Origin of the sequence: Oceanimonas sp. CAM02, from assembly GCF_032842915.1 — a bacterium.
GTDB classification, from domain to species: domain Bacteria; phylum Pseudomonadota; class Gammaproteobacteria; order Enterobacterales; family Aeromonadaceae; genus Oceanimonas; species Oceanimonas smirnovii.
The window spans coordinates 24,390-42,996 of record NZ_JAWJBK010000021.1; the positions used below are offsets into that span (position 1 = coordinate 24,390).

General features: G+C 56.0%; 17 protein-coding genes. 8 read left to right on the forward strand and 9 right to left on the reverse strand.

From position 1 onward, the window contains the following. The first annotated feature begins 136 nt into the window (after nt 1–136). Nucleotides 137–505: a transcriptional regulator, TraR/DksA family protein gene (locus R0I78_RS06080; RefSeq protein ID WP_317074675.1), complete on the forward strand. Its 369-nt coding sequence runs from the start codon at nt 137–139 to the stop codon at nt 503–505. A 123-nt stretch (nt 506–628) separates the two neighbouring features. On the opposite strand, the gene R0I78_RS06085 is transcribed toward R0I78_RS06080, so the two are convergent. Beyond that, nucleotides 629–1,678: a porin gene (locus R0I78_RS06085; RefSeq protein WP_317074676.1), complete on the reverse strand. Its 1,050-nt coding sequence runs from the start codon at nt 1,676–1,678 to the stop codon at nt 629–631. A gap of 274 nt (nt 1,679–1,952) precedes the next feature. Between R0I78_RS06085 and dinG the strand changes: the two genes are divergently transcribed. Together dinG and R0I78_RS06095 are read left to right on the forward strand one after the other, a co-directional pair. Next, entirely contained in the window at nt 1,953–4,007 is a 2,055-nt protein-coding gene (dinG, locus tag R0I78_RS06090) for an ATP-dependent DNA helicase DinG (protein WP_317074677.1), read from the forward strand. A 119-nt stretch (nt 4,008–4,126) separates the two neighbouring features. Next, nucleotides 4,127–4,762 (forward strand): DUF2057 domain-containing protein, encoded by a 636-nt coding sequence (locus R0I78_RS06095; protein ID WP_317074678.1) that lies wholly within the window; start codon nt 4,127–4,129, stop codon nt 4,760–4,762. A 79-nt stretch (nt 4,763–4,841) separates the two neighbouring features. Here the strand turns inward: R0I78_RS06095 and R0I78_RS06100 are convergent, their stop codons facing one another. From R0I78_RS06100 to R0I78_RS06115, 4 genes are all read right to left on the reverse strand, one after another. Then, entirely contained in the window at nt 4,842–5,378 is a 537-nt protein-coding gene (locus R0I78_RS06100) for a DUF924 family protein (protein WP_317074679.1), read from the reverse strand. Nucleotides 5,379–5,428: 50 nt separating this feature from the next. Beyond that, nucleotides 5,429–6,793, reverse strand: a complete 1,365-nt coding sequence (locus tag R0I78_RS06105) for a YjiH family protein (protein WP_317074680.1) — start codon at nt 6,791–6,793, stop codon at nt 5,429–5,431. Nucleotides 6,794–7,014: 221 nt separating this feature from the next. Next, on the reverse strand, nt 7,015–7,668 hold the full coding sequence (locus R0I78_RS06110) for a thiopurine S-methyltransferase (protein WP_317074681.1): 654 nt from the start codon (nt 7,666–7,668) through the stop codon (nt 7,015–7,017). 67 nt (nt 7,669–7,735) lie between these two features. Beyond that, complete coding sequence (locus R0I78_RS06115; protein ID WP_317074682.1) at nt 7,736–7,936, reverse strand: DUF4250 domain-containing protein; 201 nt, start codon at nt 7,934–7,936, stop codon at nt 7,736–7,738. A gap of 102 nt (nt 7,937–8,038) precedes the next feature. Here R0I78_RS06115 and R0I78_RS06120 point away from each other — a divergent pair, with 102 nt between their 5' ends. After that, nucleotides 8,039–8,422, forward strand: coding sequence for a cell division inhibitor (locus tag R0I78_RS06120; protein ID WP_317074683.1), 384 nt, complete (start codon nt 8,039–8,041; stop codon nt 8,420–8,422). 75 nt (nt 8,423–8,497) lie between these two features. On the opposite strand, the gene hemH is transcribed toward R0I78_RS06120, so the two are convergent. From hemH to R0I78_RS06140, 4 genes are all read right to left on the reverse strand, one after another. Continuing rightward, nucleotides 8,498–9,466 (reverse strand): ferrochelatase, encoded by a 969-nt coding sequence (gene hemH / locus R0I78_RS06125; protein ID WP_317074684.1) that lies wholly within the window; start codon nt 9,464–9,466, stop codon nt 8,498–8,500. Nucleotides 9,467–9,535: 69 nt separating this feature from the next. Further along, entirely contained in the window at nt 9,536–10,180 is a 645-nt protein-coding gene (gene adk / locus R0I78_RS06130; RefSeq protein WP_317074685.1) for an adenylate kinase, read from the reverse strand. Nucleotides 10,181–10,360: 180 nt separating this feature from the next. Then, the gene (gene htpG / locus R0I78_RS06135) at nt 10,361–12,277 is read right to left on the reverse strand and encodes a molecular chaperone HtpG (RefSeq protein WP_317074686.1); all 1,917 of its coding nucleotides are present in this window, start codon (nt 12,275–12,277) and stop codon (nt 10,361–10,363) included. Between the two features lie 182 nt (nt 12,278–12,459). Then, complete coding sequence (locus R0I78_RS06140; RefSeq protein ID WP_019933984.1) at nt 12,460–13,752, reverse strand: NCS2 family permease; 1,293 nt, start codon at nt 13,750–13,752, stop codon at nt 12,460–12,462. A gap of 297 nt (nt 13,753–14,049) precedes the next feature. Here R0I78_RS06140 and R0I78_RS06145 point away from each other — a divergent pair, with 297 nt between their 5' ends. The 4 genes from R0I78_RS06145 to torD are packed head-to-tail and all read left to right on the forward strand — an operon-like array spanning nt 14,050 to nt 18,607. Continuing rightward, nucleotides 14,050–14,217: a periplasmic nitrate reductase, NapE protein gene (locus tag R0I78_RS06145; protein ID WP_317074687.1), complete on the forward strand. Its 168-nt coding sequence runs from the start codon at nt 14,050–14,052 to the stop codon at nt 14,215–14,217. Between the two features lie 46 nt (nt 14,218–14,263). Next, nucleotides 14,264–15,451 (forward strand): pentaheme c-type cytochrome TorC, encoded by a 1,188-nt coding sequence (gene torC / locus R0I78_RS06150; protein ID WP_317074688.1) that lies wholly within the window; start codon nt 14,264–14,266, stop codon nt 15,449–15,451. A 10-nt stretch (nt 15,452–15,461) separates the two neighbouring features. After that, the gene (gene torA / locus R0I78_RS06155; protein WP_317074808.1) at nt 15,462–17,933 is read left to right on the forward strand and encodes a trimethylamine-N-oxide reductase TorA; all 2,472 of its coding nucleotides are present in this window, start codon (nt 15,462–15,464) and stop codon (nt 17,931–17,933) included. Then, complete coding sequence (gene torD / locus R0I78_RS06160) at nt 17,933–18,607, forward strand: molecular chaperone TorD (RefSeq protein WP_317074689.1); 675 nt, start codon at nt 17,933–17,935, stop codon at nt 18,605–18,607. The genes torA and torD overlap by 1 nt, the downstream gene beginning before the upstream one ends.

Genomic DNA, 18,607 nt, shown 5'->3' on the forward strand with positions numbered 1-18,607 from the left:
TCTACGCCGATCTACTTACAGCTTAAAGCTGACAGCTTACGGCTCCCCGCAGAGGCGGGGTTATTGATTTGCATCATGATGTTAACAAGTAGGCAGCCATATACTGACCGGCATATTCCACTGAATGGAAATCATGATGAGCAGCAAAATACAAAACGAACTGGAGCAACGGCTGCTGGCGGTGGCGGACGACTGCCGCCAGCGCTTTTTGCATTCGGTAAACACGCTGGATGCCACTCTGGCCGCCAGGCTGGCTACTTTGCCCCCTGATGAATGGGCCGACGACGCCACGCTGAGCGCCTGGCCACAGCTGCAACCTCAACTCAAAAATCTGCGCCGGGTTGATGCCGCCCTGTGCCAGTGGCAGCTGGGGCTTTATGGACTGTGCAGCGACTGCGAAGCGGAACTCACGCCGGCACAACTGATGGATGACCCCTGCCGGCAGCGCTGTGACAGCTGCGAACAGAAGTATCAGAAAGCCCAGCATACCAGCTGGACGCTGTAAACCGCTGGGGACTGGGGACTGGGGACTGGGGACTGGCAGTATTAACGCGCATCGATAAGTTCAACAATAAAAAAGCCGGCTTGCGCCGGCTTTTTTGAACTTCTTAATTAAGCAAAAGCTATATTAGAAGTTGTATTGCAGACCCAGGGCGTACTGATCTTCGCCATTTTTGGCTTCGTCAATAACGTACTCGGCATACATTTTGGTCTTGGCGTTGAAGGCATACTGGGCACCCAGTACATATTCTTCAACCATAACGCGAGCGATAGAGTCGTTAACCTCTACACCTTTGTCGGCTTTCTTGAAGTTAAACGCGGCGCGCAGGGTCCAGGCGTCTACATTGTAAGAGCCGTAGGCTTCCCAGAAATCGGCATCAACGGTGTTGCTTTGCTCGGACTGACCGTAAACAACGGCAGCGTAGAAGCCATCCAGAGCGTAGTTAACACCCAGGCCCCACTTGTCCAGCTCTTGATCTTTTTCAGGATGGAGTGTGGCGGAGGTGTTGCCATCAAAGTTTACGCGCTCATAGGCGGCAACCACACCGGCATCACCGGGGCCGGCGGCAAAGTTATAGCCAGCAGACAGAGCGTACTGGTTTTTCTTCTCAAGAGCGTAAATGGCATCGCCGTTGCTATCAAAATCACCTTCAGGAGCAACACCATCACGGTAATCGTCACCAAAAGCATAGGCAGCGCGCAGGTCAAAACCATTGGCGGCATAGGCTACACGGATCTGGTCATCAATGCGCCAGTCGTGGTCATAGGCGGCGGCGCCAAAGGCGTTGAACAGGTCGGTATAGTCGGACAGCTGGGCGAACGGAGTTTCGCTCTTACCGAAGGTCAGTTCGGTGGTGTCCTGGAAACGGAAGCCCAGGTAGGCGTAACGCGCGTCGATATCGTCAGAACCGGTGGCGTTGTCGCTTTCGGCAGTCACCTGCCACTCCAGCTTACCGATCAGGTCCACGTCCTGGTTCAGGTTGTACTTGGCGTTGATACCCAGACGGGCTTCGCCTTCACCACCGAACTTTTCGTCGGACTTGCTGATTTCACCGGCTTCGTACTGAATGCGGCCGTAGATATCTACCTTGGCACCTTCGTCGGAGTAAACGGTTACAGCGCTGGCAGAGGTCGCGAACAGCGCAGGAATGGTCAGTGCAAGAATCGTTTTTTTCATGATTTTATATGCCTACTGTAATTAAACACTAAGTCCTTGTTATTCCCTGTGTTAGCAACGCTAGCGTTACTATGGGCAGCAGACTATCACCGGTATTTTGACCTTGCAACAAAATCGCGGGAACTTTTTATGACAACAGGACTCGTGAGTGCGCTCAAAATGTGATCTCAACGATCTTTTTAGATTCACCAGCAAACGCTGATATATAAGTAATAACTGGTATATAAGTGCATAAATAATATAATTGCCGTTGCATTTTATATCGGAAGCTTTCATGCCCAGCCTTCAATACCGCTCCCTTGTGCGGGCCAATTACCGCCAGTTAAGCCAGTCTATTCAAGGGTTTAAACCAAGACGCGAGCAAAACTTCCTGGTGGCGGAAATGGGCAAGGTGCTGCTGGGCCAGTACGATACCGCTCGCCGCATTCTGGTGGCCGAAGCCGGTACCGGCATCGGCAAGTCACTGGCGTATTTGCAGGCGGGCATTCCCTGGGCCCGGCTCAATAATAAAACCCTGATTATTTCCACTGCTACCCTGGCGCTGCAGGAACAGCTGATCAACAAGGATCTGCCGCTTTTTCAGCCCCATTGTCAGCCAGCATTTACCTTTACTCTGGCCAAGGGTCGCGCTCGTTATTGCTGCCGGCAGCGATTACAGGATTTGGTGCAGGGCAAAAGCCAGATAAGTATGTTTGAGGCGGCCGATACCCTCACCCCCGCCCAGCAAACCCAGCTGGCCGGGTTATGGCAGGCGCTGCAGGCGGGTGACTGGGGCGGCGACCGGGACAGCTGGCCCGAGCCCGTGGAGAATGCGCTCTGGACCCAGATTCAGACCGAGCGTCACAGCTGCCAGCCTCAGCTGGGCCACAGCCAGTGCCCGTTCCATCTGGCCCGGGCCGAACTGGATAAAGCCGATGTGATTGTAGTGAACCATGCCCTGCTGCTGGCAGACTTGTCCATGGGGGGCGGCATTATTCTGCCCGAGCCGGAACACTGCCTTTATGTGCTGGATGAAGCCCACCATATAGCTCACATTGCCCGGGAGCAGGGCTCGGCCCGGTTGGGGCTGCGCAGCGCACGGCGCAATCTGGAGCAGTTTAACAAGCAGGTGCCACAACTGGCCGCCGCCCTTAACGACGACGGCCAGAACGCCGTTAACCGCACTCAGCAGGCGCTGCAACAGCTTATTCCGTCGTTAACCGAGTTATATAAACAGCTGCAGTCGGCCCAGCGTGCCGGTGACTTAACCCCGGACGAACAAGGCTGCCTGCGCTTTGCCGCCGGCGAGCTGCCCGAGCTGCTTTCTCATGCCCTTACCGCGCTCAAGGATGAGCACAAACAACTGGCACAGGGCTTAAGCCGGCTGCAGAGTGAGCTGGCCGAGGCGCTCAAGCAGCAGCCCGGCAACAGTGTCGTGTCTGCTGCCATGGCGGCGGTCAGCCTGCAGCAGCTGCATACCGATGAAGCCGGCAGCCTGTGTGAGCTGATGCTAAAAGCTGTGGGCCCCAGGCACACACCGCCAGCGCGCTGGCTGGAGCAAAGCAAAACCGACATTGTGCTGTGTGCCACGCCATTGGCGGTGGGCCATTTGCTGGAGCAGTGGTGTTGGTCCCGTGCGGCGGCGGTGGTCATGGTTTCTGCCACCTTTACCGCCCTGAACGATTTCAGTTATTTTCGTCGTTCGGTGGGCCTGCGTGCCGACGACGGCAGCCAGTATTTGCGGCTGAACTCCCCTTTTGACTACGCCGGCTCAACGCTTATTATTCCTGCCCTTGGCTGCGAGCCTCAGGATGCAGGCTTTGATGCGCTGCTGAGTGAGGAAATTCCCCGCTGGCTGAAGAATGAAAAAGCCAGCCTGGTGCTGTTTTCCTCTTACCGGCAAATGAATACTGCCGCCAAGGCCCTGCGTAGCAAAGGGCATTCTCTGCTGGTGCAGGGGGAAGCCGGCCGTCAGGCGTTGCTGGAGCTGCACCGTATGAAGTGTGACGGCGGCCAGCCCAGTGTGCTGTTTGGCACCGGCAGCTTTGCCGAAGGGCTGGACTTGCCCGGCCATTACCTGACCAATCTGATTATTACCAAGCTGCCCTTTGCGGTGCCCACCTCGCCGGTGGAAGAAGCCATGGCAGAATGGATAAGCTTAAGCGGCGGCAATGCCTTTATGCAACTCACCGTGCCCGAAGCATCCCGCAAGCTGATCCAGGCCTGCGGCCGGCTGCTGCGTACCGAAACCGACCAAGGCCGCATTATTATTCTGGACCGGCGCTTGCTTACCCGCCGTTACGGCCCGGCACTGCTGAATGCCCTGCCGCCCTTCAGCCGGGAAACGTGAAGCCGGCGGTGCTTGCCAATTGCGTCCGGTATGAATTGTTGTCACAATTCACCGGTTTACTTAAGTGAAGATTCATTGATGAAACGCCCTTGCGGGCAAAGGCTCAGGAGCCCTGATTTATGACACTGCGTATTACCCTTGTCGCCCTGGCAACCGCCAGTCTGTGTTTTGGTGCCAATGCGGCCACCTTCAAGGCTGAGCAGCCTTATCAGATTTATCTGATTAACGGTGAAAAAACCGCTAATACCATTACCAAAGATATTCATGAAGTCACGTTGGCTGAAGGTAAAAATCAGATAGCCATTGGTTATACCAATGATTATTCCAACCGCTCTGCAGTACGGGTGCTGAACGGCGATCCCGTAATTATCGAGCTGGATAATGTGGCTGCCGATGCCGAGCTGACCATCGATTTCAACAAACCGCTGAACTATCAGCTGGCCCGCCAGTTCCTGCGTGAGCAACCCGAGCAGCTGACCGTCATCGACCAGCGCACCGGCCAGCCAGTTGAAGCAGACATTTCTACTATCCCCATACCTGCCGGCCTGGACACTGCCGGTGGCATTCAGGAGCACCTGCGCCAAACCCGCCAGGCTTTTAACGGCCGCACCGAAGCTGCCGTGGCTGCCGCTCAGCAAAAGTTCGGTGATGCCGTGGTGGATGCCGATGCCATGGAAATGCTGCAACACTGGTGGAACGCCGCCGACGCCGACACCCGTCGTGCCTTTCAAATCTGGATGATCCAGCAGCAGTAATCGTTACCCCCTCCCCGCCTTCCTCCTTGGTCTTGGCTCCCTCCCCTTTTCAAGGGGAGGGTCGGGGTGGGGTTTGCAGTTAAAACCCCGATCCCGGCTGTTTGAGAAACGCCTGCTCGTCCGGGGTAGACTCGCGCCCGAGAATGACATTGCGGTGAGGATAGCGGCCAAAACGGGCGATAATATCGCGGTGTTTGTGCTCAAACGCCAGGTTGTCGGCCAGTTCCAGCCGCCCAAACAGCGCCAGTGCCTGTTCATGAATTTTCAGTGACTCGCTGTGCATAAAGGGCATATACAAAAACAGCCGCTGCTCAGGGGTGAAGGCACGCTCGGCCCCCCGGCTGATGGCTTCCTGGGCCAGCGCCAGTGCCATGGCATCGGCGGCAAAAGAGGCGGGATGATTGCGGTAAATATTGCGGGAAAACTGGTCCAGCACAATAATTTCGGCAAGCCGTCCATGGGCCCGAATACGCCACTCAAACAGCTCACCCAAACAGGCCTGGCGGTGCAGTTTGCCAAAGCGCCGGGCAATGTCTTCATCCAGCGCCTTGCTCTTTTGCCACCACTGGGCCGGTTTTAATTCATCGAACCAGAAATCCAGTACATTCTGATACATAAGCGCTCCTGTTCAGCCTGGTGTCAGCCGAAGTATAGAGCGCCTTGTGCTCAGAATACCAAATGGGCCGCCAGCGCAATCACCGGCAGCGTCACCAGGGTGCGCATCAGAAAAATGACAAACAGCTCCACGATGTTTACCGGAATTTTGCTGCCCAGCAGCAGGGCCCCCACTTCCGACATATAGATAAGTTGGGTGACTGACAAGGCCGCAATCACAAAGCGGGTCATGTCACTTTCTATGGAGCTGGCCAGAATGGCGGGAATAAACATATCGGCAAAGCCCACCACTATGGTCTGGGATGCCGCCACCGCCTCAGGAATGCCCAGCAGCTCAAGCAGAGGAACAAAAGGCACACCCAGCCAGGTAAACAGCGGCGTGGTTTCGGCAATCACCAGTGCCAGGGTGCCAAATGCCATCACCACCGGCAGCACGCCCAACAGCATGTCCAGGGCATTGTGCACGCCGGTGCGGGCCACCTGCCCCAGGCTTTCTACCTTGCCGGCCCGGGCCAGCGCCAGCTGCACGCCATGACCCAGGCGGGAATAGCCTTCAGGAGTGACTTCGGCATTCGCCGGCCGGGCCTCACCATTAATAAAGGTGTCTTGTTTCCAGCACAGGGGCGGCAGCCGGGGCACTACAATGGCCGCCACCACGCCGGCCAGGCACACGGCCCCGTAAAAGGGCAGAAACATGTGCTCCAGCTTCACCTGGGCCAGCACCACCAGACTGAAAGTAATGGACACGGCCGAAAAAGTGGTACCAATCACGGCAGCCTCACGCTGGGTATAGTGATGGCCTTCATATTGCTTGCTGGTCAGCAAAATGCCCACACTGCCGTCACCCAGCCAGGAGGCCATGCAGTCTACTGCCGAACGGCCGGGCAGCCGGAACACAGGGCGCATAATGCCGGTCAGCAGAGTGCCCACCAGCTCCAGCAGACCAAAGTCCAGCAATAACGGCAGCAACAGGCCGGCAAAAATAAACACCGAAAACAGTACCGGCAGCAGATCGTTCAGCACCAGACCGCCGGTATCACCGCTGTAAAGCAGCTGCGGGCCCACCTGAAACTGCACCAGCAGCACAAAAACAGCGCCCAGCAGCCGGCTTAGCAACCAGACCGGACGCACATTGAACAAGGTGTTCAGAAAGGCACTATTCAGGACACGGGCAGGCTTGACTAGGGTAACAAACAGAGTGAGCAGAGCAGAAAATACAATCAGACCGGTGACCACAGCCGGCAACTGATCCGCCAGCGCGCCCTGCACGCTTTGGGCCAGCACCGCTATCATGATGGTGATGTCGCCCTGCCAGGCTACCGGCGTCATAAACAGCAAAATACCTGCCAGGGACGGCAGCAAAAACATCAGCCAGTTGCGTATGCCACCACTCTGGCCCGCCAGCGTTTTTTCCATGAATACTCCTTGCCATGTTGCTATGCAAACGGCAACCAATGCATAAAAAGACCAACATTTGCGCATAATACCGCACAGGATTAAGCGCGTAATGAATAGTTATTTTACAGATAAAGATTTCATGCTGAAAGCACACATCGGAATATTACACTAATAAAAACGCCAAAACGGGCTCTCAATCCCATTCTGTTAACCTGATCGCACACTGAATTAACAACTACTTAGCGCCGAGTAAGCAAAAAACACAGTTCATCAAAATAGCTGCATTCACCTGAGGCCACCCGTCTGTGCTGAGCACCGGCAGAGGTATGCTCCAGCAGTGTTACCTCGAACAGTGACTCAAACAAAGCACGCACCTCAGCCTCGGGCACCGAAAACGGCGGAGTTTGATCGTCACGGGCGTCGTGCTTCACCGTAACCATCAGTACCCGGCCGCCTCTCTCCATCAGTTGTGCCAACTGCTCGGCATAAGCGGGTCGCATGTCGGGTGGCAGAGCAATCAGGGCAGCTCTGTCGTAGGCCAGTTTAAACTGCAGCCCAAGTTCACTGGCCTTGAAAAAGTCGCCTTCATACAGGCTGAACGGCCCCTGCTGCCAGCATAAAAACGGTCCTTCTTCTTTACAGGAGGGCGTTAAACCCGTTTCAGCAAAAAAGTCTTTTACCGCCAGCGGCGACAGCTCAAAGCCGGCCACCGCATGGCCCTGCTCTGCCAGCCAGCGCATATCCAGACTTTTACCGCACAGCGGCACCAGCACTTCATTACCAGCCTCGGCATCGGTGTGCTCCCAGCATTGTTGCAGGTGGGCATTAATGTCACTTTGGTGAAAGCCGATGCGGGCGGCTTGCCAGCGCTCGTGCCAGAAATTTGCGTCCATTGTGTTCTCCTGCCAATAAAAAACCGGACTATGTCAGTCCGGTGTCGTGAGTTCAAGCAACAGCCGCTTATTTGCAGGCACCCCGAAACTGATTGCTGTGGCTGTCGTAACGATAGCCAATCTGGGCCATGCGCGCCGCCAGCCAGCCACCGTCCAGTTCATAGCGTGACAAGAGTGCATCCAGGCTGTCGCATTCTATACGCAGCTTCTCATTGACTATGCTCAGCACCATATGAATATCCATGCGTTCCAGTTGGGTTTTATCCATTGCACCCTCCACAACTGTAAATTTATACAGTTAAATATTGACCAAAGCGCCCCGCACGAATACTGTATATATAAACAGTAAAGCAACAGGCAGGGGCGAACCATGATGAACCTTTCATTAACCCGCAATCAGGCAGCACACAGCCGTACTTCTTCACGCAGTTGTGTCACCCACTCCACAGCCTCTCAGGCGGGCGAGCTGTCCCGGCTGGTGGCCCTCAGCCAGACCAGCACCGGCTGGATTGTGATTGCCAATGCACCCGGCCGGCTGTGCCGTAAAACCCTGGCTGCCACTGGCCTGAACCCTGCCCGCGTTATTGATGCCCGGCAGCTGAATGCCGCTCAGCTACAACGCGCGCTGGCCAGTCCTGCCATTGCCGCCGTGGTATGCTGGCAAGAGCAAGATGGAGCCTTTTTGCGCAACCGGCAAGCCAGCGGACGCCTTTTTGTGATCGGGCCGGCAGTGCCAGCCAGCCCGCTGCACTGAACCTTCGGCCCATAAAAAAAACCGGCGTTGCTATTAAAGCAACGCCGGTTTTTCAGGTTTTGCCCCCTGTCTGGCTTACACCAGCTCGCGGCGCACCAGATCCATCAGCATGCGAATATGGGCCGGATTGTCGTTCAGGGCCGGAATATAATGATATTGCTCGCCGCCTGCCTTGAGAAAAATCTCCTTGTTCTCACCGGCAATCTCTTCCAGGGTTTCCAGACAATCTGCCGAAAATGCCGGGCAGATCACATCCAGCTTTTTAATGCCTTCTTTCGGCAGCTTTTCCATGGTTTTGTCAGTGTAAGGCTGCAGCCATTCTTCCCGGCCAAAGCGGGACTGAAAGGTAGTACGCCACTGGTGGGGCTCCAGCCCCAGCTCTGCGGCCAGCAGCTCTGACGTGCGATGACACTGCTGTCCGTAAGGGTCACCTTCGTTTTCAAAGCGCTTGGGAATACCATGGTAAGACAACAGCAGCATGTCGCCGCGGCCATGTTGCTCCCAGTGACTGCGCACCGAATCAGCCAGCGCCGAGATATAACCACTGAAATCATGGTAGTCGTGCACAAAACGCAGCGCAGGCACCAGCCGCTCTTTTTTCATCAGTTTGGCCCAGCTGTCAAACACAGAGGCCGTGGTACTGACTGAATATTGCGGATACAGGGGCAAGACTATCACTTTGCCTACGCCCTGCTCTTTCAGCTGTTGCCAGGCCGACTCAATGGACGGCTCGCCGTAGCTCATGCCCAGCGCCACCGGCATGTCGATCCCTTCATCTTGCAGTGCCTGTTGCAAACCCGCCTGCTGACGCTTGCTCACCACCATCAGTGGTGAGCCTTCCGGCCACCAGATACCCTGATACAATTTGGCAACCTTGGGCGAGCGGAACGGCAGAATAATGCCATGCAATAACGGACACCAGAGTGAACGGGGTAAATCCACTACCCGGTAATCGTGCAGAAACTCACTGAGAAAGGCCTTTACCGCCGCCGAGGTTGGCGCGGAAGGCGTGCCCAGATTCACCAGTAAAACGCCTGCTTTCACCTTGTTACCTGCCTTTTATCAACAACAAAAAGCCGGACCTTAACAGGTCCGGCTTATATCATAAAAGCGTTATGCCAAAATGTCAGTCAGCTCGCGGCTTACCGCTTCAACAGACTGGGTACCGTCTACCTTATGGTGTTTGGTACGACCGGCGTCGGCTTCTTGTTTGTAATAATCGATAAGCGGAGCCGTTTGCTCATGATACACCGCCAGACGCTTGCGCACGGTGGCTTCTTCGTCGTCGGCGCGGATCACCAGCTCTTCACCGGTCACGTCATCCTTGCCTTCTACCTTGGGCGGATTATAAACCAGGTGATAAACCCGGCCGGAGCCCTGATGCACACGGCGGCCGCTCATGCGCTTAACGATTTCTTCGTCGGGCACGGCAAACTCGAGCACATGGTCCACGTCAACACCGGCTTCCTTCATGGCATCGGCCTGAGGAATGGTGCGCGGAAAACCGTCCAGCAGAAAGCCTTTGGCACAGTCGTCCTGGCTGATGCGCTCTTTTACCAGACCAATAATAATGTCGTCAGACACCAACTGACCATTATCCATTACTTCCTTGGCCTTCAGGCCCAGCGGAGTGCCGGCCTTGATAGCGGCACGCAGCATGTCGCCGGTCGAAATTTGCGGAATACCGAACTTTTCCATGATGAACTGAGCTTGTGTTCCCTTACCAGCGCCCGGAGCACCCAGCAAAACGATGCGCATAACAGCGTCCTCTTTGTGATTAGTCATTCATAAATTGCGCCTGATTGTGGCACGACACCGCCATGGGAACAAGTAACAGCCCGGTCAGTTAGACCTATTGATTATATAAGCAGCGGGTGTTGGCTTTAAAAACAAAAAACCCGGCACTTGGCCGGGTTTGGTTTTATGGCGTTATGCGGTTCAGTCCAGCAGCAGGCGGTTTACCCGTGCCACGAAGGCGGCGGGGTCTTTCAGGCCGCCCTGCTCGGCAAGCTGAGCCTGCTCCAGCAGCAGCCGAGACCATTCGTTGAACTGCTCGCCCTGCTCCAGACCTTCCAGCTTTTTCACCAGGCTGTGCTCGGGGTTCAGCTCCAGAATGTATTTCTGCTCCGGCACCGGCTGGCCGGCGGCGCGCATCAGCTTGATCATCTGGGTGCTCATGTCATGCTCACCGGCCACCACACAAGACGGTGTGCTGGTCAGACGATGGGTCAGACGTACTTCCTTCACCTCATTACCAAGGGCGGCCTGCACCCGCTCCAGCAGCGGTTTCAGCGCCTCTTTGGCTTCTTCCTGCGCCTTCTTGGTTTCTTCGTCGTCCAGCTCACCCAGATCCAGTTCACCCTTGGTGACAGAGACAAACTGCTTGTCCTGGAAGTCGCTCAGGTGGTTCATCAGCCACTCGTCTACCCGCTCCCACATCAGCAGCACTTCGATGCCCTTCTTCTTGAAGATTTCAAGGTGCGGGCTGTTGCTGGCGGCGGCATAGCTGTCGGCGGTGATGTAGTAAATCTTGTCCTGACCTTCTTTCATGCGCTCAATGTAGTCAGCCAGTGACACTGTCTGCGCATCGGAGTCGTTATGGGTGCTGGCAAAGCGCAGCAGGCCGGCAATCTGTTCGCGGTTGCCATAGTCTTCCGCCGGACCTTCTTTAAGGACATTGCCGAATTCTTTCCAGAAACCCTGGTATTTTTCAGCATCGTTCTTTGCCATCTGCTCCAGCATGCCCAGCACCCGTTTAGTGCAGGCCTTGCGCAACTGAGCGGTCACCTTGTTGTCCTGCAGAATTTCGCGGGACACGTTCAGGGGCAGATCGTTGGAATCGAGCACGCCTTTTACAAAGCGCAGGTAGGTAGGCATAAACTGCTCGGCGTCGTCCATGATGAACACCCGCTGCACATACAGTTTGAGGCCATGGCTCTGGTCGCGGTTATAAAGATCAAACGGGGCCTTGGCAGGCACATACAGCAGGCTGGTGTATTCCTGATTGCCTTCTACCTTGTTATGGCTCCAGGCCAGGGCATCCTGCCAGTCGTGAGAAATATGCTTGTAGAACTCCTGATATTCCTCATCACTGATGTCGCCTTTGGCGCGGGTCCACAGGGCGGTAGCCTTGTTCACCTGCTCCCACTCGCCGTCAGTGGCGGCGGCAGTGATATTGCCGTCTTCGTCGGTCTGCTCGGGCTCGCCGTCCTTCCACATTTCTACGGCAATGCTGATGTGATCGGAATATTTGCCCACTATGCTGCGCAGACGCCAGTCATCGAGGAACTCCAGCTCTTCTTCCCGCAGATGCAGGATCACGTCAGTACCACGGCCGGGCTTGTTGATATCGGCAACGGTAAAGCTGCCGTCACCGTCGGATTCCCAGCGCACGCCACGGTCGCTGCTGTCACCGGCGGCACGGGTTTCCACGGTGACTTTGTCGGCCACAATAAAGGCGGAGTAAAAGCCCACACCAAACTGACCGATCAGCTGAGAGTCCTTGGCCTGATCACCGGACAGCTGGCTGAAAAACGCCTTGGTGCCCGACTTGGCAATGGTGCCCAGGTGTTCAATCACCTCGTCCCGGCTCATGCCGATGCCATTATCGGAAATGGTCAGGGTTTTGTTGTCTTTATCGATGACCAGACGCACCCGCAGGTTGCCGTCATTCTCGAATAAATCACTGTTGGACAGCGCCTTGAAACGCAGCTTGTCCGCAGCGTCAGCGGCGTTGGACACCAGCTCACGCAGAAAAACCTCTTTGTTGGAGTAGAGGCTGTGCGCCATCAGGCTGAGCAGCTGTTTAACTTCGGTTTGAAAACCATGAGTTTCGGTATGCACGGCTTCGGTCATGTTGATGTTCCTTGCTTGGTTTAACCTACAGCGAGAAAGATGGGGCCGGCAAAAAGGTTTTCAAGAGGGGAAACATAAAAACCCCCTCCCGACCTCCCCCTTAAACAAGGGGGAGGAAAAAAGAGAAGGCAAAGCAATTAATTCCCTCCCCTTGTTAAGGGGAGAGTCAGGGTGGGGTTAGCTTATACCCCAAAGGCAAACTTGAGCGCAAACAGCATGGCCAGAGCCCATACCACCGGACTGACTTCACCGGCTCGGCCGGACAATACCTTCACACCCACATAGCTGATAAAGCCAAACGCAATGCCGTTGGCAATGGAAAAGGTAAAAGGCATCATCACCAGCACCACCACAGCGGGCACGGCTTCGGTAATGTCATCCCAGTGCAGAAGAGCCAGCTGGGCCATCATCAGTACGGCCACATACACCAGAGCGCCAGCGGTGGCATAAGCCGGCACCATGCCTGCCAGCGGCGAGAACAGCAGTGCAGCAATAAACAGCAGACCGGTCACCACGGCGGTAAGGCCGCTGCGTCCGCCCACGGCCACACCGGCTGTGCTTTCAACATAGGAAGTCGTGGTAGAGGTACCCAGTACCGATCCGGCAATGGAGGCGGTGCTGTCTGCCAGCAGAGCACGGCTCAGGCGCGGCAGCCGGCCTTGCTCATCCAGCAGTTTGGCCCGCTGGGCCACCGCAATCAGAGTGCCGGAGGTATCGAACAAGTCTACAAACAGAAAAGCAAAAATCACTGACAGCATGCCCACATTCAAGGCTCCGGCCAGATCCAGCTGCATGAAAGTGGGCATAATGGAAGGCGGTGCCGAAACGATGCCCTGATATTCCACATCGCCAAAGGCCAGCCCCAGACCGGTGATCACCAGAATGCCGATCATAACAGCGCCGCGCATGCCCCGCGCAGCCATGCCGATAATCAGAAAAAAGCCCAGCACCGCCAGGCCCGCCTGCAGTCCGGTAATATCACCCAGGCCCACCAGGGTAGCCGGGTTATCCACAATAATGCCGGCACTTTTCAGCCCCACCAGCGCCAGAAACAAGCCGATGCCCGCAGCAATACCCAGTTTGAGTGGCTGTGGAATGGCATTAATAATCCACTCCCGCACCTTGAATAAACTAAGCAGTACAAAAATACAGCCCGAGAAGAATACGGCGCCCAGGGCGCTCTGCCAGCTGTAACCTTCCGTCAGCACCACCGTATAGGTAAAAAAGGCGTTCAGGCCCATGCCCGGTGCCAGTGCAATGGGGTAGTTGGCCGCCAGCCCCATAATAAAGCAGCCAATGGCCGCAGCCAGACAGGTCGCCACAAACACGGCCCCATAGTCCATTCCCGCTTCCGACAAAATGGCCGGATTAACAAAAATGATATAAGCCATGGTCAGAAAGGTAGTAATACCTGCCACCACTTCCTGGCGCACATTGGTGTTCAGCTCTTTGAGCTTAAAATATTGTTCAAGCATGGGGGGAGTAACTCTGAAAGGTGTTTAAAGCAAAATTATCGACCCAAACCACCGTCTTGGCAACGCCCACCAGGTTAACTGACCACGAAGACTGCAAATTTAAAGAAATAAATGCATATTCGCTGCATGGTAGCAACATCTTAAAAATACATGGTTTCAATTGAATTTAATTTTTCAAAATGGCACGGTGGCGGCCACAACCGGCTACCCTATTATTGATGATGATCAACACCGCCAGCACGCACAATGCCTATAATCGGACGAGGCTTCAGCACCCAGTAACAAGGTATTTCATTCATGACTAAACAAAATCCCGGACAAACGTCCACCAAAAAACGGGAATGGCTATCATTGCTGTTCATTACTCTGGTGTTTTTTCCTGTACTCAGCATTGTTTGCGTTGGCGGCTATGGCTTTGCCGTCTGGATGCTGCAATTAATTTTTGGCCCGCCCGGGCACGGCTGAGCCTTCATTTTTCTTTTAGTCACGATTCAGTAAAGCGAGCAGCATCATGAAAAAACTCATTTGCAAACTCTGGAATACCCTCAGGCGGCCTGCCGTGCATCTCAGCCTGGGCGCTGTCACCCTGGTCAGCTTTGTGGCCGGCATTATCTTCTGGGGTGGCTTTAACACCGCACTGGAAGCCACCAATACCGAAGAATTTTGCATCAGCTGCCACGAAATGCAGAATAACGTCTATCAGGAGCTGCAGGGCACGGTGCACTGGTCCAACCGCTCCGGCGTGCGGGCCACCTGCCCCGACTGCCACGTGCCTCACGACTGGACCGATAAAATTGCCCGCAAGATGCAAGCCAGTAAAGAAGTCTGGGGCAAGGTGTTCGGCACCATCGATACCCGTGAAAAGTTTCTGGAAAAACGCCTGGAGCTGGCTCAGCACGAGTGGGCGCGGTTTTCTGCCAATGGCTCGCTGGAATGCCGCAACTGCCATGACTACAACAGCATGAACTGGGACGTGATGTCCGACAAGGCTAAGCGCTTTATGAAACCGGCCGCCGAACGGGATCAGAGCTGCATCGACTGCCACAAAGGCATTGCTCACCAGCTGCCCGAGCAAATGACCTTCAAGGATCCGGCGCTGGATCAACTGGAGCAACGCGCTCAGGGGCTGAGCCTGGACAAAGGCGGACACTATTACACCGTGAAAGCCATTACCCTGTATCTCGACAAGGAGCTGACTCAGCCTGCCGGTGAACTGGAAGCCGCAAGCCCGGTGCAGCTGCAGGAAGAAAGCGGTGACAGCGTTAAATTGCTGGTGCCGGCCTGGCGCAAGACCCGGGGCTTTGGCCGCGTGCTGTATGAAGACTTTGGCATGAACATCACCAGTCTGGTACTGGATAAAGAAGTGGCCCAGAACAATGAGCTGGTGAAAGTGCAGGCTGAGGCCAAAGTGGACGAGCTGACCGGCCTGCCCTGGGAGCCGGTGGAGATAGCACTGTGGGCCGAAAAAGGTGCACTGCTGCCGGAGGCGGAAGATCTCTGGGGCTATGCCCGGGATACTTACCGCACTGCCTGCAGCGTCTGCCACTCCCAGCCGGCCGAAGCCCACTTTGATGCCAACACCTGGCCCGGCATGTTTGCCGGCATGGTGGGCTTTACCAATATGGATGCGGACACTCAGGCACTGGTACTGAAATATCTGCAAAAGCATTCGTCCGACTACGCCGACGGCGCGCATTAAGGAGAGAGCAATAATGGCAATTTCAAGAAGACGTTTTCTTCAGGGGCTGGCGGCGGGCTCGGCTGCAGCCCTGATTGGCCCGGGCTTGCTGGTACGCAGTGCCGAGGCTGCGGTCACCGCCGAGGGCAGCTGGAAAATGGCCGGCTCCCACTGGGGAGCCTTCAAGGCGCTGGTAAAAGGCGGTGTGGTGACCGAGGTCAAACCCTTTGAACTGGACCAGCACCCCACCGATATGCTCAACGGTATTAAAGGACTTATTTATAATCCGTCACGCATTCGCTACCCCATGGTGCGGCTCGACTGGCTGAAAAACCGCCATAACAGCGACACCACGCAGCGCGGTGATAACCGTTTTGTGCGGGTTACCTGGGATGAAGCCCTGGACTTGTTCCATGAAGAGCTGGAGCGTATTCAAACCCAATACGGCCCCTGGGCCCTGTATGCCGGTGCCACCGGCTGGCGCCAGACCGGTCAGTTTCACAGCTGCGGCAGCCATATGCAGCGGGGTGTTAACCTGCACGGCAACTTCGTCAACAAGGTGGGCGACTACTCCACCGGTGCCGGTCAGGTGATCATGCCCTATGTGCTGGGCTCTACCGAAGTCTACGATCAGGGCACCTCCTGGCCGCTTATTCTGGAGCACACCAACACCCTGGTGCTGTGGGCCAATGATCCCTTCAAGAACCTGCAGGTGGGCTGGAACTGTGAAACCCACCAGTCCTACGGCTATCTGGCCCAGCTGAAAGAAAAAGTTGCCAGCGGCGACATCAGGGTCATTTGCGTGGATCCGGTGCGCTCCAAAACCCAGCAATATCTGGGTTGTGAGCATCAGTATATTCATCCGCAGACCGATGTGGCCTTTATGCTGGGACTGGCGCATACCCTCTACGCCGAAAAGCTGCATGACGAGCAATTCCTCGGCACCTATACGCTCGGCTTTGAGCCCTTTATGGATTATGTGCTGGGCAAAACCGAAGACAAAGTAGAAAAAACGCCGGAGTGGGCCGCAGACATCTGCGGTATAGAAGCAGACGCCATTCGCGACTTTGCCCGCCAGCTGGCATCAAACCGCACTCAGCTGATGTTTGGCTGGGCCATTCAGCGCCAACAACACGGCGAGCAGCCCTACTGGGCCGGCGCCGTGCTGGCCGCCATGCTGGGGCAAATTGGTCTGCCCGGCGGCGGCATCAGCTATGCCCACCACTACAGCTCCATTGGCGTGCCCGGCACCAGCGCCAGCGCCCCGGGTGGCTTTCCCCGCAACTTGGATCCGGGCAAGAAGCCGGTGCACGACAACGAAGACTTCAAGGGGGCCAGCCGCATTATTCCCGTGGCCCGCTGGATTGACTGTCTGCTCGAGCCTGGCGGGAAAATTCAGTATAACGGCAGTGAAGTCACCTATCCGGATGTGAAAATGTGCGTGTTCAGCGGTTGTAACCCCTGGCATCATCATCAGGATCACAACCGCATGAAGCAGGCGTTTCGCAAACTGGAAACCGTGGTCACCATTGATTACTCCTGGAACGCCACCTGCCGCTTCTCGGATCTGGTGCTGCCTGCCTGCACCCAGTTTGAACGCAACGACATCGACATTTACGGCTCTTATGTGAAGCGCGGGCTGCTGGCCATGCACAAGCTGGTAGATCCCCTGTTCCACTCCCGCAGCGACTTTGATATTTTCACCGATTTGTGCCGCCGCTACGGCCGCCATGAGGAATATACGCAAGGGAAAGATGAACGCCAGTGGCTGATGCAGCTTTATAACGAGTGTAAAGACGCCAATAAAGACAATTACCCCATGCCGGAATTCGACGAGTTCTGGGAGAAAGGCTATGTGGACTTTGGCGAAGGGGAAAACTGGGTGCGCCATGCGGATTTCAGGAAAGATCCGGAAGTGAACGCCGTGGGCACTCCCTCGGGCTTTATTGAGATCAGCAGCCGTAAAATCGGCAGCTACGGCTACGATGACTGCAGGTCTCATCCCGTCTGGATGGAAAAAGCCGAGCGCTCCCATGGCGGTCCCGGCTCCGACAAGCATCCGCTGTGGCTGCAGTCGGTGCATCCGGATCAACGCCTGCACTCGCAAATGTGTGAGTCGGATGAATATCGCGAAACCTACACGGTGCAGGGACGGGAGCCCATTTACATCAACCCCGATGACGCCGCTGCCCGGGGCATTAAAGACGGCGATCTGGTGCGGGTGTTCAACGACCGCGGCCAGCTGCTGGCCGGTGCCCGTATTTCCGATCTTTACCCCACCGGGGTGGTGCGCATTCACGAGGGTGCCTGGTACGGCCCCACCGATGCCAGCATAGGGGCGCTCGATACTTACGGCGACCCCAACACCCTGACCCTGGATGTGGGCACCTCCAAACTGGCTCAGGCCCCCAGCGCCAATACCTGCCTGGTAGACATCGAGAAATTTACCGGTGACGTGCCCGCTGTCACTTCCTTTGGCGGCCCGCAAATGGTGGAGATTTAATGACACACTCTGTTGAGGCAGGCACTGTCCTGCCCTTTTTTTCCAGTGAACACTGGCAACGCCAGGCGGTGCTATGCCAATGGTTTTCAACGCTGATGTTCAAGGAGCCGGACGATGCCACGCTGGCCGCCTATCAGGCCGGTGATGCCGCACCTTTGCTGAACTGGCTGAGTGAAGACGGCCTGCAGAGCGAAGCTGGTGCCCTGCAATCGGCCATTGCCGGCCTGAGCGTGTTTGAGCACCCCAGGCTGGAGCTGGCGGCGGATTTTGCCACCCTGTTTTTAAGCGACGCCCGCCACAGTGCCGCACCCTATGCCTCCTGCTACCTCACCGAGCGCGGCGGCTTTATGGCCGAGCCCGCCCAGCGCATGGCCGCACGGCTGGAAAATGCCGGTGTTATGCTGCCAGCGGAAGTCAAGGAGCCGGCAGATCACCTGGCGGTGATGCTGGACTACCTGGCTGGCGGCTATCGTCAGCTGGCAGAACAGGACGCCAGTGCCGGGAGTGACACACTGAAAGGGATAGGTCAGTTTCTGGAACAGGAGCTGTGCAGCTGGCTGCCGGCATTTCATCAGCGTTGCCAGCAAGCCCGGGTTGCCAGTACCTTCTACCCTGCACTGGCCGGACTGATAACCGCATTTTGCCAAAACCGGCAACAGGAAACACGCACCTGA